Source organism: Streptomyces sp. NPDC050619, assembly GCF_040654815.1.
Classification (GTDB): Bacteria; Actinomycetota; Actinomycetes; order Streptomycetales; family Streptomycetaceae; genus Streptomyces.
Genome location: NZ_JBFAIR010000042.1, coordinates 85,330 through 101,244, shown reverse-complemented (window position 1 = coordinate 101,244; position 15,915 = coordinate 85,330). Strand labels below are relative to the sequence as shown.

Below are 15,915 nucleotides of genomic sequence, written 5' to 3'. Positions count from 1 at the left end.
GTCCTTCACCCAACGCCAAGCGGTCTGGTAGCTCACGCCCTGCTGACGCGCCCATTCCGAAAGCTTCACACGATCAAGATACACGACCATAGGTGACTATGAATGACTAGAAAATCTGTAGCAGTTGTCACCCCCCTCTCCTCAGCCCACTACCTACCCCAGCTTCCATCCCGGTGCCGGCCGATCCCCCGCCGGAGGCATCGCCTTGACCGTGCGCCGCCCAATGCGGTGATCGACTCATGGCCACCCGCCCTATCCACATGTGGGCGGGCGTCGGTGGCGGCGAGCGGGCCGATGGCAGGAGCGCGGGCGCAGCCAGAGCCGGGTGCCTTGAACCCGTGAAGAAGGTTGTTACTCAGGCTTCGGCTGAGTCTTGGGTGTCGCTTGTAGGGCTCTCTGGCTGTAGGGCTCTCCGGCGTTTCGTCAGCTGCGATTTTGCGTCCCTGTTGAGCAGCCCGCTGAAGTGCTTGGGCTACCTCTTCGGCGGCATCAGGACACAGCAGGATTTCTTGCGTCCAGAGAATCGACAGTCTGACGTCACCGGTCAACAGGTTGGTGGCCACATCGACTTCAGTGCCGTCGCCAGTCACGTCGCGCACGGTGTCAAGACTGAGGCCTTCTTCAAGGAGCGGGTGACGAGAATCGACTCGCGCTCTCAGCTTGTGAGGCGACGGCGCTTGGGCGGGCTTCATGGTCTTGACCTGCGTAGATACCTTCCCGCGCGGTAGCGGCGAGGGCCGTGTCGCACCCCTGTTGACCGTGGGTTCGGCGGCGCCGTGACGCCCTCGGAAGGATGCACCTTGCGCAAGTCGGGCAAGGCGCGTGCCTGCTGTCGGTGTGAGGTCTCAGGACTTCTTTGACGGTTTGGCGTCAGGAGATCCTTGACGGTCTCTCTGCGTGCCCATGCCTTTGACGTAGAGCCTGGTGATCGGTCCGGGGTTCTTGCGGGGCCTGACAGCGAGTTCGTCCTCGCCGTGCAGGATCCGGAAGTGGGTGTCCTCGATGACGACGGTGACGATCTTTCCGGCATGCCGCGGACCGTGAATCCGGGGCGCTGTGGGGGTTCTGGGTGAGTCCCGACGAAGTCCGGTGAAACAGATCACTGCCAAGTGCGGGCTGAGTACACTCCGTCACCTGGCAGGGCCGTCGGTGACGGGGCGAGGGGTGGGGCGGTGCTGGTGACGCCAGAGGCCGGGGACAGGATCGCCGACCGGTATCTCTTGCGGGAGCCCGTCGGAACAGGCGGGATGGGCGTCGTCTGGCTGGCCTGGGACGAGCGGCTCGAACGACGGGTCGCGGTCAAGTGCGCGCGCCTGGACGACGATCGGGCCACGCGACGGCTCATGGGCGAGGCGCGCAACGCCGGGCGGCTGCACCACCCGAACATCGTGGGCGTCTTCGACTTCGTCGACGAGGGCGCCACCTGCTGGATCATCATGGAATACGTCCCCTCGCGCAGCCTCGCACAGATCGTGACGGAGAGGGGCCCGCTCACGCCCGAGGAGGCCGGGTCGATCGGCTGCCAGATCGCGGCCGCGTTGGCGAAGTCCCACGACGAGGGCGTGGTGCACGGCGATGTGACGCCGGAGAACATCCTCGTCACCGAGGAAGGCGTCGCGAGACTGACCGACTTCGGGATCTCGCGAGCCCTGTGGAGTGACGTCACACAGAGCGCGACCTACAGTGTGCGCGGCAAACCCCGCTATCTGGCCCCGGAGTTGGCCAAGGGGCAGCCCGCGGGCGAGAAGTCCGACGTGTTCTCCCTGGGTGCCTCCCTGTTCTCGGCGGTCGAGGCCCGGTCGCCGTACGGGGAGGCCGAACACCTCATGGCATATCTGGCCCGGGCCGTCGAGGGACACATCGAGCCGATGCGCCGCGCCGGCCCGTTGGAGGAGCCGCTCACCGCTCTGCTGGAGGTGGAGCCCCGGCGCCGGCCCGACGCTGCCGGGGCGCAGAAGCTGCTGACGCGCGCCGCACCCCCGCCCCCGCACATACAGGAGCAGTTGCACGAGCGGTTGCGCGAGCAGGTGCGCGACAGCCGTGCGCGGGACCTCGGCTCCCGCCCGCTCCGGCTGCCCCGACTCGTCCGCCGCCCGCAGGACTCCACGCCCTTCATGCTTCAGCCGTCACGGCCGGTACGCCGCCGCCGTCACCCTTGGGCGATTACGGCGATCACGGCGGTGGCGCTGGTCGCGGCGGGCGCGATCACAGCCGGGCTCGTTCTCTTCAGCCCGTGGGCCTCGAAGGACGAGGGGGGCAAGGGTGACAAGGGTGGCCGCACCGGTGCGACCGACGCGAAACCCTCGGCCACGGCGCAGGCCGGTGCCATGGGCGACGAGCGTACGGCGGACCCCTGCGGGCTGCTCGACGCCGCCTCGCTGAGCCGCTTCGGCGGCACCGCACTGGACCCTGACTACGGGGAGATCGACCGGTGTGACGTCCTGGTGCGCAACAACAGCGGTGACGACAACGCGGACGTCCAGGTCAACCTCGACTCGGACCGGGACGACTTCGATGACATCGTGTCCACCCGCTTGGTCGGCGGCCTCACGGTCGTGACACTCAAACGTGACGGGAGAACCTGCGAACGGGCCGTACTGACCACCGACGGCAAGCAGATCCGCGTCATCGGCAAGCAGCTCGCCGAACGGTCGCCCGACCCGTGCGCCATGGCCGACGCCGCGACCGATCACGTGGTCGGCGTGCTGGCCGAGGGCCCGGTACCCCGGCGTTCCTCGTCGCCGGCTGCGAACTCCCTTGCTCTGCTCGACACCTGCACGCTGCTCGACTCCACCGAGCTCAAGCTGCTTCCCGGCGTCAAGGCGGACAACCGGGACCGCGGCTTCGGTTCCTGGGACTGCGACTGGTCGAGCGACGACGGCAACCGCGAGGTGGAGATCCAGTTCAGCCGGGACAACTCGCTGGACGCCGACGACGGAACGCCGGTGAACGTCGCTGGCACGAAGAGCTACTTCATCGCGGACGAGGCCGAGGCCGACAGCTGCACCGTACGGACCCCGCACCGCACCTACACGGACTCGGTCGGTGACCGCACCACCGAACTCTTCCAACTGACCGTGTACGCCCCACTGCCGACCAGGCAACTGTGCGACACCGCAACGGAGTTCGCAGCCGTCGTCGTACGGAACATCGCGAAGCGACTGCCGGAGAGGTGACATGACCGAGCGGGGAATGGCACGGAGCCGGCCGGGGGAACGGGGAATGCCCGCTCCGGGCGGCCGTCTGCTGCCCGCCACCCACGGGAGCCTCGCCCGGGGCGCGTCAGCGCCGCTGCCCGGCACCCTCTTCGCGCTCGCACTGACCGGCGGCATCACGCTGGGACCCGGGGACGGGCGCGAGGTCCTGTTCGGCCGCAACCGGCCCGAGGTACACGTATGCCTCGGCGAGGACGACCCCCAGGTCAGCCGCCACCAGGGCACGCTCACCCACCGGGACGGCCGCTGGTGGGTGAGCAACGCCGGGCGCCTGCCGATCCGGTGCGCCGGTGCCCGCCTGCTGTACCGGGGCGAGGAGCCACTGCCGCTCGACACCGGCTACACGCCGCTGTTCGCCGGCGGCTCACGTGGCCGCGAGCACTTGCTGGAGGTCTTCGTCACCGGCCCCGAGGGCGAGCGGCGGCCGGTACCGCGGCACGGGGACGTCACCCGCCCGCCCCGGGTGTGGGCGCTGACCGAACAGGAGAAGCTCGCCCTCGTCGTACTCGGCCGGCGGTACCTGCTGCACGAGCCCCGGCCGCAGCCGCTGACCTGGCGGCAGACCGCCGCCGAGCTCGCGGAGTCGCAGCCGAATGCGGGCTGGACGGACAAGCGCGTCGAGCACCTGGTCAACGGTGTGCGCACTCGGCTGTCCCGCGACGGGGTGCCCTGGCTGACCCGCGAGGAGCTCGGTGAGCCGGTGGGCAACGCGCTCAACGACAACCTGATCCGCGCACTGCTGGCGTCGACCACGCTCGTACCGATGGACCTGGCACTGATCGACGCCGCCTGACGCCGACAGCGTGGCCGTCGCCCCAGAACGAAGTTCGCCGTTGATACCCGTGATCATCGAACTGTCCCTCGCCGTGGTCCAAGAGATGTCCGGTCGGCATCCTGCCACTGCCATACATCAATCCAGTACATGGGTTGCTCTTGGTACATGTCCATGAAGCGTACGAACGTCTATGCCGACCCCGAAGACCTGGCGATCATCAAGGAGGCGGCCAAGCGGAGGGGCATAAGCGAGGCTGAGATCATCCGGCAGGGGATCCATCTCGCGGCCATGGCGAACCGAGTCTGGGACGAGCCGCTTTTCTCGCGGACGTTCGAGGGGTCGGGGCGTACGCCGACCAAGGCTGAGGTCCGTGACGCGGTCGCCGATGCGGTCCGCCGCGAGACAGACCCCGGAACCGCCGCGTGATCATCGTCATTGCGGACACGTCCGTCCTCCTGGCCGCTCTCGACTTGACACACCCGGAACACGGAGCGGCGAACGAGGCGATCATGGCGGCTGGTCTCCTGGTGATGTCCCCGCTCCTGCTGGCGGAACTCGATCACGCGGCCACGCGCGAACTCGGGCGGGAGGCCGCCATCAGCGCGATCGATGACCTGCGGCGGTGGATGAGCCGGGGTCGGATCGTCATGCCCGAGATCACGCAATACCACTTGGGCGCCGCGCAGTCCGTCCGAGTCCGCTACGGCGCGCTCGACCTGGACCTGGCCGACGCGGTGAACGTGGCGCTCGCCGCCGACTACGACACCGACGCGATTCTCACCCTCGACCGAAGGGACTTCCGGGCCGTACGACCATTGGGCCGCCACAAGGCGTTCCGGGTACTCCCGGACGACCTTCCGCTCTGACGCGAGATCCTCGGCGGCCAAGCGCCGGCTCCCGCAAGGAAGTTGCGCCCCTCTTGTCGAGATGCGCGATGAGCGGTAGGCGTCCGGCGTCGTTCGGGACGGGCAGGCTGAGTGCTCCGACTACGCGAACCTGCTCATGGTTGACGTGAAGTCGCAGGCCAGTGCCGTGCTGCAACGTGAGCGGGCTGCACCCGCAAGGCACTCGTGCCCTCCGCATGCGCCCCATCTTCGAGCGCGGCACGTGCCAGAAAGTGCAGAAGAGCCCCGCTCGTGGCACGCCCTGGGCACGGCGCGGTGACAGGACGGGGCGATGCCCGTGCACGGCGGTTGGTGCTCCGGGTTCGGCTCGCTCCGGTGTCCGGCCCGGGGCATCGTCGCGAGTGCGCACATGGATGGTGACCGCGTTCGCTGTCAGTCCTCCGGCTCGGAAGTGCGTTGGAGGTCGGCTCGGCCTTCGGCGGCGCGGATGAAGCGGGTCATGCCGAACTGGCTCGTCCCGGGGGCGCCCTGAGGGGTGGTCGGCTTCGACTCGGTGGCGCGGGGTGCGGACGGCAGGACGTAAGGGCGGCGGAGTACCTCGTCGAGGATGATGACGGTCTCGGTGGCGCGTACCGCGGGGATGGTGGACAGCTGGTCGGTGACCAGGCGGTGTACGGCGCCGACGTCGCGCACCCGGACCTGGATCATGGCGTCGTGCTCGCCGGTGGTGACGGCGCAGTACTCCACCTCCGGCAGCTGGGCGAGGGCGGTGCGGAACTGCTTCCACAGTTCCTGGCGGACGGTGACGAAGATCAGGGCGCAGATCTCGAGACCGACCCGGCTGTGGTCGACGCGGGCGCTGAAGCCGCTGATCACGCCGTCGGCGCGGAGGGCTTCGAGGCGGGTGTAGGCGTTCGCGCGGGAGACGCCGACGCGCTCGGCAAGGGCGGCGACGGAGATGCGGCCCTGGGTGCGGAGGACGTCGAGGATCTTGAAATGTACGGAATCCAGGGCGAGGCCGATGCCGATCCGTCCAGAGCGGGGTTCGCCGGACGCGTCGGGGCTGGACAAATCTGTCATGGGAGCGCCTTTCCTGGATGCTTCGTCTCGATCGTGTCCCGTTAGTCGGAAGTTGTGGTTAGTTTCAGCCCACCCTAACGGTGAATCGTCCAGGGACTTCCTCCGGCGGCCGTCGATGCCCGCCGTGCCTTCTTCCGCTCCGTCCCCCTGCTCTCGGAGGCACCCATGTCCAGATCGCGCACCGGGTCGTACCCGGCGGCAGTCTCGCTCGTCGCCGTCGCGGCGCTCGCTCTCAGCGCCTGCTCCGGTGGCGGCGGTACGTCCGGCTCGTCGGGCAGGACGCTGGTGATCGACACGACCTTCAATCTGAAGACCGCCGATCCCGGCCGTGAGTTCGAGACGACCGGCGGCATCGTGGACAAGGCGCTGTACGAGACGCTGCTGACGTTCAAGGGCAGCGATGTCACCAAGCCGCTGCCGGGTCTTGCGTCCTCGTACGAGGAGTCCTCGGACAGCAGGACGCTGACCCTGCATCTGCGCACGGGGGCGAAGTTCTCCGACGGCAGTGCGGTCACGGCGGACGATGTCGTGTACTCGTTGCAGCGGGTCATCGACCTCAAGGGCAACCCGTCGTTCCTGCTGGACGGGGTGACGGTGGCCAGGACGGACGCCTCGACGGTGACGCTGACGTCGAAGAAGGCCAATCCGGCGCTGCCCTTCATCCTGCCGAACCCGGCGCTGGGCATCCTCAACGCCAAGGTGGTCAAGGCACACGGGGGCTCGGAGGCGTACCTCAACAAGACCTCCGCCGGCTCCGGGCCGTACACGCTGACGTCCTTCAACACGAACACGCAGGTCGTGCTCGCGAAGAACGCGAAGTACACCGGGTCGAACGAGCCGACGTACGACAAGATCGTGATCCGGAACGTCCAGGCGCCCACGCAGAAGCTGAACGTGCAGCGCGGTGACAGCCAGGTGGCCCTGGACCTGAACTCGGACCAGGTGACGGGGCTGGGCGGCGGGCTGAAGGTGCTGAGCGGGGCGTCGTCGGATGTGATCTTCCTGCTGCTGAACATGGACAAGGGGATCAGCGGTACGACGGCCGACGCAAAGTTCCGTGAGGCGGTCCGCAAGGGCCTCGACTACACCAGCCTGCTGGCGCTCGGCGGGACCGGCGCGGTGCAGGCGCCCGGGCTCATTCCGACGACGTTCGTCGGTGCGCTGCCCTCCTCCCAGGCGCAGCAGCGGGACCTGGCCGGGGCGAAGGCGGCCCTGAAGGCGAGCGGGGTCAGGAACCCGACGGTGAAGCTCGGCTACCCGAGCGACCTCAGCGTGGACGGCCTGTCGCTGCAGACGCTGGCCGAGCGGGTGCAGTCGCAGCTCAAGGAGGTCGGCATCACGGTGACTCTCGCGCCGGCGCCGACCACGACGGAGCTGGACAACTACCGCAACGGCAAGGAGGAGGCCGGCCTCTGGTACTGGGGCCCGGACTACCCGGACCCCAGCGACTACCTGGTCTTCCTGCCCGGCGGCCTGGTCGGCCTGCGCGCGGGCTACAAGGCGGGCGCCGACCCGGCGCTGACGGCGCTCGGCGACAAGGCGTCGACCACGACCGACGCCGCGACCCGGAAGAAGCTGTACGAGCAGATCCAGACCGGGCTGAATGACCGCGGTCCGTTCATCCCGCTGATCCAGCCGAGCCGGCACATGGTGTCGGCCTCGACGGTCACCGGCCTCGCGTACAACCCCGTGTGGACGATCGATGTCGCCGCCCTGGGTGCGAAGTAGGCGCGTGGGTGGTGGGCGGCTCCTCGCCCGCCACCCGCTCGCGCGGTTCCTGCTCCGCCGCACCGCGGTCGCCGTACTGCTGGCCTTCGGGGTGACACTGGTGACGTTCGTCCTCACCAACCTCGTGCCCGGCGATCCGGCGGCGGCCGCGCTCGGGCAGCGGGCGGTCGGGGACCCGGCGATCGTGGCCCAGTTCCGGCACCACTACGGCCTCGACAAGCCGCTGCCGGTCCAGTACGTCACGTATCTGGGCAATCTGTTCCAGGGGGATCTGGGAGAGTCGCAGCAGAGCCATCAGCCGGTGCTGACGGACCTGTCGACGGCGGTGCCGGCGACGCTGGAACTCGCCGGGGCCGCGATCGTGATCTCGCTGGTCGTGGGCGTGGCGTTCGGTGTCGTCGCGGCCCTGCGCCGGGACCGGTTCACCGACCAACTCCTGCGCGTGGTCAGCCTGTTGGGGGTGTCGGTGCCGACCTTCTGGCTGGCGCTGCTCGCCTTCTACGTCTTCTTCTACCGACTCGGCTGGGCGCCGGGCAGTGGCCGCCTCGACCCCGGTATGACCGCCCCACCGGACGTCACGGGCCTGTACACGGTCGACGCGGCACTCGCCGGGCAGTGGCCGGTGTTCTGGAGCGCGGTGGGTCATCTCGCGCTGCCGGCACTGGTGTTGACCGCGTACACCGTCGGCCTTCTCACCCGCTTCACCCGCTCCGCCGTCCTGGAGGTGCTGAACCAGGACTACGTCAGGGCGGCCCGCGCCAAGGGCCTGCCCGGCCGCACGGTCCTCTTCCAGTACGTGCTCCGCGCGGCCCTCGTGCCCGTCATCACGGTCGCCGGACTGGCCTTCGGGGCGCTGCTGTCGGGCACCGTCCTGGTGGAGTCGATCTTCGCCTGGCCGGGCCTGGGGGCGTACGCGTACCGGAGCGCGACGACGCTCGACCTGCCGGCCGTGATGGGGGTCGGGCTGGTCGTCGGCCTGGTGTATCTGACCGTCAACCTCGCCGTGGACGTGCTGTACGGCGTGATCGACCCGAGGGTGAGGGTGCAGTGAGGCTCAACCTGCTGAAACGGCTGCCGCCCGCCTGGCGCCGCCCGCTGGCCGTCACCGGCGGCCTGGTCGCGGCGTTCTGGCTGGTGATCGTGCTCGCCGCTCCGCTGCTCGCCCCGCACGACCCCCTCGCGCAGGACCTGCCCCGGCTGGCGGCCCCCGGCGCCGGGCACTGGTTCGGCACGGACGAGCTGGGCCGGGACGTGCTGAGCCGGGTGCTGTACGGGGCCCGGGTGTCCATCCCGCTCGCCCTGCTGCTCGTGACGATGTCCCTCCTCGTCGGCGGGATTCTGGGCGCCTGCGCCGGGTTCTTCGGGCGCTGGGTCGACGAGACCGTGATGCGGATCGCCGACCTGGTGTTCGCCTTCCCCACCGTCATCCTCGCGATGGTGGTCGCCGCCGCGCTCGGCGCCAGCCTGCAGAACGCGGTACTGGCCGTCCTGGTGGTGGCCTGGCCGTCGTACGCCCGGGTCACCCGGGGCCTGGTCATGGGCCTGCGGACCCGCGAATTCGTGCTCAGCGGGCGGCTGTTGGGCTTCTCCGCCGGGCGCTCGCTGCGGGTGGACATCCTGCCCAACGTGCTCGGGCCGCTCCTGGTGCTGGCCACCCTCGACATCGGGACCGCGACGCTGCTGCTGTCCGGACTGTCCTTCCTCGGCCTTGGCGCCAAGCCGCCGACCGCCGAGTGGGGCGCGATGGTGGCCGCCGGTACGCAGCAGTTCGACAGGTGGTGGATCGGGGTCTTCCCGGGTCTGGCCATCCTCACCGTCGTCCTCGCCTTCAACTTCCTCGGCGACACGCTGCGGGACGCCCTCGACCCGGGCACCGCTCGCACGATCGGCGCGGAGAAGGAGCGTGTGGCATGAAGGAGCGTGTGGCGTGAAGGAGCGTGCGGCATGACCGACGGCAACACCCTCGACGTGCTGAGGATCAGCGGTCTGACCCTCGACCTGGGCGGTCGCCGCATCCTCGGCGGCGTCGACCTCGCGCTGCGGCCCGGCCGTATCCACGGGCTCGCGGGGGAGAGCGGATCGGGCAAGACCATGACCGGTCTCGCCACCCTCGGCCTGCTGCCGCCCGGCGCCCGTACCGGCGGGCGGATCGAGTTCGAGGGCACCGACCTGCTGACCCTGCCCCCCAAGCGGCTCGGGGCGTTGCGCGGCCGGATGGTGAGCATGGTGTTCCAGGACCCGTCGACCAGCCTGCACCCGATGCTCAGCATCGGACACCAGCTCACCGACCACCTGCGCCACCACCTCAAGGTGGACCGCAAGGCCGCGAAGGTGAAGGCCGCCGAACTGCTCGCGCAGGTCCGCATCCCCAACCCCCGCGAGGCGCTGGGACGTTACCCGCACCAGTTCTCCGGAGGCATGCGGCAGCGCGTCGCCATCGCGATCGCGCTGGCCTGCGAGCCGAAGGTACTGATCGCCGACGAGCCGACCACCGCCCTCGACGTGACCGTGCAGGCCGGTGTGCTGCGGCTGCTGCGCGGCCTCTGCGACGACCTCGGCCTCGCCGTCCTGCTGGTCACCCACGACCTGGGCGTGATGTCCGCGATCGCCGACGAGGTGAGCGTGATGCGCCACGGCCTGGTCGTCGAGACCGGCCCACGCGGCCAGGTCCTCACCGACCCGCGGCACGAGTACACCCGTACGCTCCTGGACGCGCTCCCCGGAAGGAGCACCGTATGACCCCCCACGCGACGGCCCCTCTCCTCGCGGTCGACGACCTCGTCGTCCAGTACCACCGGCCGGGCGCGCCGCCCACCCGCGCCGTCGCCGGGGTCAGCCTCCAGGTGCGGGCGGGGGAGGTCGTCGGGCTGGTCGGCGAGTCGGGCTGCGGCAAGTCCACGCTGGCCCGCGCGGTCTGCGGCCTCACCCCACCGGCAGCGGGCCGGATCACCTTCGACGGCACACCGGTGCGCCCGCTGCGGGTGCGCCGCCGCGACCCGGCCCTCACCGGCGTCCAGATGGTCTTCCAGGACCCGTACAGCTCCCTCAACCCCCGCCGCCGGGTGGGCGCGCAGATCGCCGACGGCATCCGTACCGCGGCCGAGCGAGGGGAGGCGCCCGAGGGCACCTCCCCGGAGGACCTCCTGACCCGGGTCGGGCTGCCGGCGAGCGCCGCACAGGGCTACCCGCAGGAGTTCTCCGGCGGCCAGCGGCAGCGCATCGCCATCGCCCGCGCGCTCGCCGCCCGCCCCCGGCTGCTCGTCGGGGACGAACCGATCTCCGCCCTAGACGCCTCCGCCCAGCTCCAAGTGGCCACGCTGATGCGGTCGTTGGCCGTCGAGTCGGGCGCCGGGCTGCTGTTCATCAGCCACGATCTGTCCGTCGTACGGTTGATCGCCGACCGGATCGCGGTGATGTACCTCGGGCGCATCGTGGAGACCGGCCCCACCGCCGAGGTCTGGGACAGCCCACGGCACCCCTACACCCGGGCGCTGCTGGCCGCCGTACCGCAGCCCGACGGGGCGGGAGTGCTGCCCGCCGAACTTCCCGGCGACGTGCCCGACCCCGCCGACCCGCCGAGCGGCTGCCGCTTCCACCCTCGCTGCCCACGGGTCTTCGACGGCTGCGACCGCGAGGAACCGCAGCTGATCGCCGGGGGCGTCGCATGCCGCCTGTACGTGGCCTGACCTGGGCCGAACGGCCTGCGGGGTGGGGCCCGCCCGGTACGCGCGGCCCGGTGACTCACCCAGGGTTGCACGGCCGACCCACGGTGTCGCCCGGCCCGCCCGCCGCGTTCCCGGTGGCTCCGCGTGAGCCGCACACCGCGCGTGACCATCCCGCCCGCACAACACCTCACGACCTCACGACCTCACGGAGAACCGATGCCCGACGCCCCGATGCCGGACGACAACCACCCCGGCCACCCCGGCCACCCCGGCGAACCGATCGCGAACCTGTACCCGGCCGACCGCCTTCGCGTCGCCCGGGAGGCCACGGCCCGAGCCGGTCTGGACGCCCTGCTGATCTCCCCCGGTGCGGATCTGCGCTACCTGACCGGCTACGACGCCCTGCCACTGGAGCGGCTGACCTGCCTGGTCCTGCCGGCCGACACCGACCCCTTCCTGCTCGTGCCGGCCCTGGAGGAACCTGCCGCGCAGGCATCCCCGGCCGGCGACCTGGGCATCGAGATCACCGGCTGGAACGAGACCGACGACCCCTACGCCCTCGTCGCGGCCCGGCTGCCCTCCCGGACGGCCCGCCTCGGCGTCGACAACCACATGTGGGCAGAGAAGACCATCGCCTTCCGCACCGCACTTCCGGGCGCCCACCAGGAGTTGGCCTCAGACGTGCTGAACGAGCTGCGGATGCGCAAGACCCCGCAGGAGGCGGCCGCCCTGCGCCGGGCCGCCGCGGCCATCGACCGGGTGCACGCCGGCATGGGCGAGTGGTTGCGGGCCGGACGTACCGAACGCGAGGTCGGTCGGGACATCGCGGACGCGATCATCGCCGAGGGACACGTCCGCGTCGACTTCGTCATCGTCGGCTCCGGCCCGCACAGCGCCAGCCCGCACCACGACCTGTCCGACCGCACGATCCGGCCCGGCGACCCCGTGGTGGTCGACATCGGCGGTACGACCCGGGACGGCTACTGCTCCGACTCCACCCGGGTGTACGCGGTGAGCGAGCCGCCCGCGGACTTCCGCCGACTCCACGACGTACTGCTGCGTGCCCAGTGCGCTCAGACCGACGCCATACGGCCCGGCATCACCGCCGAGCGGCTGGACTCCATCGGCCGGGACATCATCTCCGACGCCGGATACGGGCCGTACTTCATGCACCGCACCGGACACGGCATCGGTCTTGAGAGCCACGAGGAGCCCTACATCGTGGCCGGCAACCAGCTCCCGCTGGAGCCCGGCATGGCCTTCTCCGTCGAACCCGGCATCTACCTGCCCGGCCGGTACGGAGCGCGGATCGAGGACATCGTGATCTGCACCGAGGACGGCGGGGAGCGCCTCAACCGCACGGCCCGCGACCTGGTCGTACTCCCCTGATCCTGTGACCCCGACAGCACCTCACCCACCCACAGACAGGAACAGGTACCGCGATGACCCACGAGCCCAGGGCCCGTCCCACCGTCCCCGCACAGCTGCGGGTGTCCGGCGAGGGCCTCTCCTGCGCGAGTGGACCGAGAACGACCTCCCCGCCATGACGGAGCTGTTCGACGACTCCGAGATCGCGCACTGGACCCCGCTCGTCTCACCGTTCGACCTGGCCGCAGCCCGCGCCTACCTCGCCACCGCCCGGCAGGCCCGCGTCGACGGCCTGCGCATCCAGCTGGCCATCACACCCGACGGTCGTCTTCCCCTGGGCGAGGTGCTGATCATCCACAGGAACGCCGACGACCGTACTGCGAGCCTCGGTTACTCCGTGGGCGCCGCACACCGTGGCCGACGCCTGGGGTCCAGGGCCCTGACGGTCATGACGGAGTACCCCCACCACACCATGGACCTGCCCCGAGTGACGCCGAGCATCGAGGCGGAGAACGGCGCCAGAGCTGCGGTGGCCCGGGCTGTGGGCTGTCGCCTCACCGACGAGCCGCCGATCCTCACCGTCGACCAAGGACGGTCGCTTGCCCTGCGAACCTGGGCCCACGACCGCCCCTGACCCGGCTGCACCTGCTCCGCCACCCCACCGAAGGGACCCAGCCATGCCCGTTTCGCCGCCCCGTACCGCTCAGCCCGCACCCGGCGGCGCCCGCCCGGGTGGCGCACCCGTCGACCTGGCGGCGGTGTGGGCGGTGATCACAGACATGTACGCGGGCTACACCGCAGGCGATCGCGAGCGCATCGACTCCTACCTGGACCCGGATGCCACCATCTGGGACTCCGCCACCCCCGAACTGCTCTGCGGCAAAACCGACTTGGACCGCGTCCGGGACAACCGCCCCACGGCCGACGCCGGCCACGCCGAGACCGGTCTCACGCCATACGGGCAGGTCATCGACGTCTTCGGAGAACTGGCCGTGGCCCGCTACTGGCTGCGGGTCGACTTCCCCACGGCGCTGCCGGAACTGGCGCGCAACACCGCAGTCCTGCGACGCGCCCGCTATGACGGCCCCTGGCTCCTCGTGCATCTGCACGAGGACATCCAGAGCGCTCCGGACGCGTAGCGACGTGGCGGAGAACCGGAGCCGACCGCCGAGCCGGTGACCCGGCCGGAGAGGAGAACGGCATGGAACAGCAGGCTGAGGGCTCTCACTCGGTGAGTACGCGGCATCCACCAAGCCCTCGTGCCCTCCGTGTGCCCCGTCTTTTCAAGAAGAGCGGGTGACGAGAATCGAACTCGCGCTCTCAGCTTGGGAAGCTACGTACGGAGCTCGGTCCTCGGACGGCCGCATGCTTCAGCTTGTTGGCAGCTGACTCTGGTGTTTTCAGCGTTGTCGAGACGGTCACGGTCAGAGCCACGGCCAGGGCGACCGCGGCGAATACCCGGCGGCGATGGCGCTGTACAAGCGCGCGGCTCCCGGCGTGAGCCGCAGTGATGCCTCCGTGCGCCGTGTGATCGCGTGCGGCACACGGCGTGATCTGGTCAGCCGATGGCCACAGTGACAGAGTGATCAGAACTCTTCGCATTCTGGTGTTGGTGCTGCTATCGGCGCTGGCGGCTGTGGTACCTGTGGAGGCTGCCCCGGCCGGACTGCCTGGCGGCAAGACCAACTTCGTCGTCTCCACGGGATATTTCAGGGACGGTGCTGCCCACGACAACTGGGTCCGTCTCGGGACGTACGTCTTCGACCGGGCGAGCGGGCGGGTTACGGCGCGGATGTATCGCTGGGACCAGAGACATCCGGTCGGAAGGGAGAGGGCCGGGGTCACCCCCGACATCGGCTGTGCCCCCGTGGGCAGGTGGGACTTGCCAGGGCGGCGACGATGCCCGGTCATGACGGCGGAAGGCTTCCGAGGGGCGCCGAACGAGGTCCGTACTGGTGGCTACCTCCTGCGCTCGGGCTCGGGGAGTGATGCCGACCGGGACGTCGTCTCGATCTCCTGGGGCGGCGGCATCGCGCCGGAGGAGTGGTACGTCGTCCCGGGTGAGGGGCTGGTCCGGCTGGAGTTCAAGGGCGGGGGCGGCGCGACGAAGGGCTACGGCTACGGGAGTGACGCCCCACTCGACCGCGGGCGGCCCATGTCCTCTGTGCACGACCACCCCGAGACCCCGCAGCTCAAGCTGGACACCATCGGATGGACCCACGACAAGGCCGGCCCGTCTCCCACCGGCAAGGTCTTCCACCACCGGAAGTTCTCCCCATGTACCGAGACGACGCGGTGCATGACCCTGACCGCGAAGTCCTCGGGGAAGGCATGCCGCGCCGACGGCGGCTGCCCGCGGTACGGCACCGGCGGTACCGCCACGGGCAGGACCGACAGCACGATCCAGAACTACCTCGCCCGGGTGGGCCCGCAGGACCGCCGTGACACCTTTTGGCACTGGTGCACCTGTTTGGCGATGGAGCACAAGCAGTTGTGCCACCGGGGCAATTCGCACGTGAAGCCGATGCTCCAGATCCTTGACGACGCCGGTGCCTTCCGCGGTTGGGTCGGGGTCGAGGCGTCCTTCTACCCTGGCACTGAGTCCGAGCACGGCCCTCGATGGCACGACATGCTGGGCGTCTTCCGGATGGCGGACTAAAGGTGAGCGACGGCCCGGACACGCCGCCGTGGCGTGTCCGGGCCGATGCCTCAGGCCACCCAGTAGCTCCAGGTGACCGTGGTCCAGCTGCCCGTCGGGTCCACGGCCCGCATGGTGATGCCGGCTGTCTTGGGCTTGTTGCCTGCCGAGAACACTGCCTGGGCGGAACCGCCTGCCCTCAGCTCGATGCACCTGCCCGAGCACACGTCGATCGGGGTGTCGTCGTCCGTGGCGTGGATGACGACGTACAGCGACTTCCCGGCCGGCACCGGGATGTTGCTCGCGACGCGGTTGCGCTGTTCGGCGCGGATGTCGGTCTTCTGGCGTACGGGTGCCTGGGCGGCGACCGAGGTGACGTCGGTCTGGGAGGCGGCCGCGGTGGCAGGGGTCGCCAGTGACGCGGCGGGCAGCGCCAGGGTCGTGGCGAGAGCGGCCGCGGTGGCCGCGGTGAACAGACCGGTCCAGATCTTTGCCTTCATGGAACGGCTTCCTTTCGTGCAGGGCGCATCGCCGCGCCGCAAGAGGGTGATGGGGATGCGGGGTCACTGTCGGGATCGTCACTCGATGTGTTGATCCGGCC

15 protein-coding genes are annotated in these 15,915 nt (G+C 70.0%); 13 read left to right on the top strand and 2 right to left on the bottom strand.

The window, feature by feature from the left end; translation table 11 throughout:
- Positions 1–1,172 precede the first annotated feature (1,172 nt).
- From AB0I77_RS44605 to AB0I77_RS44590, 4 genes are all read left to right on the top strand, one after another.
- Positions 1,173–3,176 carry a serine/threonine-protein kinase gene (locus AB0I77_RS44605; protein ID WP_363288617.1) on the top strand — a complete coding sequence of 668 codons (2,004 nt, stop codon included), beginning with the start codon at positions 1,173–1,175 and terminating at the stop codon, positions 3,174–3,176.
- 46 nt (positions 3,177–3,222) lie between these two features.
- Positions 3,223–4,008, top strand: coding sequence for an FHA domain-containing protein (locus AB0I77_RS44600; protein WP_363288616.1), 786 nt, complete (start codon positions 3,223–3,225; stop codon positions 4,006–4,008).
- A 147-nt stretch (positions 4,009–4,155) separates the two neighbouring features.
- On the top strand, positions 4,156–4,416 hold the full coding sequence (locus tag AB0I77_RS44595; protein ID WP_318325042.1) for a CopG family transcriptional regulator: 261 nt from the start codon (positions 4,156–4,158) through the stop codon (positions 4,414–4,416).
- Positions 4,413–4,856 (top strand): PIN domain-containing protein, encoded by a 444-nt coding sequence (locus AB0I77_RS44590; RefSeq protein ID WP_363288615.1) that lies wholly within the window; start codon positions 4,413–4,415, stop codon positions 4,854–4,856. Before AB0I77_RS44595 ends, AB0I77_RS44590 begins: the two co-directional genes overlap by 4 nt.
- A gap of 411 nt (positions 4,857–5,267) precedes the next feature.
- On the opposite strand, the gene AB0I77_RS44585 is transcribed toward AB0I77_RS44590, so the two are convergent.
- The gene (locus AB0I77_RS44585) at positions 5,268–5,915 is read right to left on the bottom strand and encodes an Lrp/AsnC family transcriptional regulator (protein WP_363288614.1); all 648 of its coding nucleotides are present in this window, start codon (positions 5,913–5,915) and stop codon (positions 5,268–5,270) included.
- A gap of 165 nt (positions 5,916–6,080) precedes the next feature.
- Here AB0I77_RS44585 and AB0I77_RS44580 point away from each other — a divergent pair, with 165 nt between their 5' ends.
- The 9 genes from AB0I77_RS44580 to AB0I77_RS44540 all read left to right on the top strand — a co-directional run bounded on the left by AB0I77_RS44580 (position 6,081) and on the right by AB0I77_RS44540 (position 15,335).
- Positions 6,081–7,643, top strand: coding sequence for an ABC transporter substrate-binding protein (locus AB0I77_RS44580; protein WP_363288613.1), 1,563 nt, complete (start codon positions 6,081–6,083; stop codon positions 7,641–7,643).
- A gap of 4 nt (positions 7,644–7,647) precedes the next feature.
- Complete coding sequence (locus tag AB0I77_RS44575) at positions 7,648–8,694, top strand: ABC transporter permease (RefSeq protein WP_363288612.1); 1,047 nt, start codon at positions 7,648–7,650, stop codon at positions 8,692–8,694.
- Complete coding sequence (locus tag AB0I77_RS44570; protein WP_363288611.1) at positions 8,691–9,557, top strand: ABC transporter permease; 867 nt, start codon at positions 8,691–8,693, stop codon at positions 9,555–9,557. Before AB0I77_RS44575 ends, AB0I77_RS44570 begins: the two co-directional genes overlap by 4 nt.
- A 30-nt stretch (positions 9,558–9,587) precedes the next feature.
- On the top strand, positions 9,588–10,382 hold the full coding sequence (locus AB0I77_RS44565; RefSeq protein WP_363288610.1) for an ABC transporter ATP-binding protein: 795 nt from the start codon (positions 9,588–9,590) through the stop codon (positions 10,380–10,382).
- Positions 10,379–11,329: an ABC transporter ATP-binding protein gene (locus AB0I77_RS44560; protein ID WP_363288609.1), complete on the top strand. Its 951-nt coding sequence runs from the start codon at positions 10,379–10,381 to the stop codon at positions 11,327–11,329. Before AB0I77_RS44565 ends, AB0I77_RS44560 begins: the two co-directional genes overlap by 4 nt.
- 210 nt (positions 11,330–11,539) lie before the next feature.
- Positions 11,540–12,697, top strand: a complete 1,158-nt coding sequence (locus AB0I77_RS44555) for a Xaa-Pro peptidase family protein (protein WP_363288623.1) — start codon at positions 11,540–11,542, stop codon at positions 12,695–12,697.
- Between the two features lie 154 nt (positions 12,698–12,851).
- Positions 12,852–13,310, top strand: a complete 459-nt coding sequence (locus AB0I77_RS44550; protein WP_363288608.1) for a GNAT family protein — start codon at positions 12,852–12,854, stop codon at positions 13,308–13,310.
- 43 nt (positions 13,311–13,353) lie between these two features.
- On the top strand, positions 13,354–13,815 hold the full coding sequence (locus AB0I77_RS44545; RefSeq protein WP_363288606.1) for a DUF4440 domain-containing protein: 462 nt from the start codon (positions 13,354–13,356) through the stop codon (positions 13,813–13,815).
- Positions 13,816–14,585: 770 nt separating this feature from the next.
- Positions 14,586–15,335 (top strand): hypothetical protein, encoded by a 750-nt coding sequence (locus tag AB0I77_RS44540; protein ID WP_363288604.1) that lies wholly within the window; start codon positions 14,586–14,588, stop codon positions 15,333–15,335.
- Positions 15,336–15,385: 50 nt separating this feature from the next.
- Here AB0I77_RS44540 and AB0I77_RS44535 read toward each other — a convergent pair whose 3' ends face one another.
- Positions 15,386–15,814, bottom strand: a complete 429-nt coding sequence (locus tag AB0I77_RS44535; RefSeq protein WP_363288603.1) for a hypothetical protein — start codon at positions 15,812–15,814, stop codon at positions 15,386–15,388.
- Between the last annotated feature and the right edge of the window lie 101 nt (positions 15,815–15,915).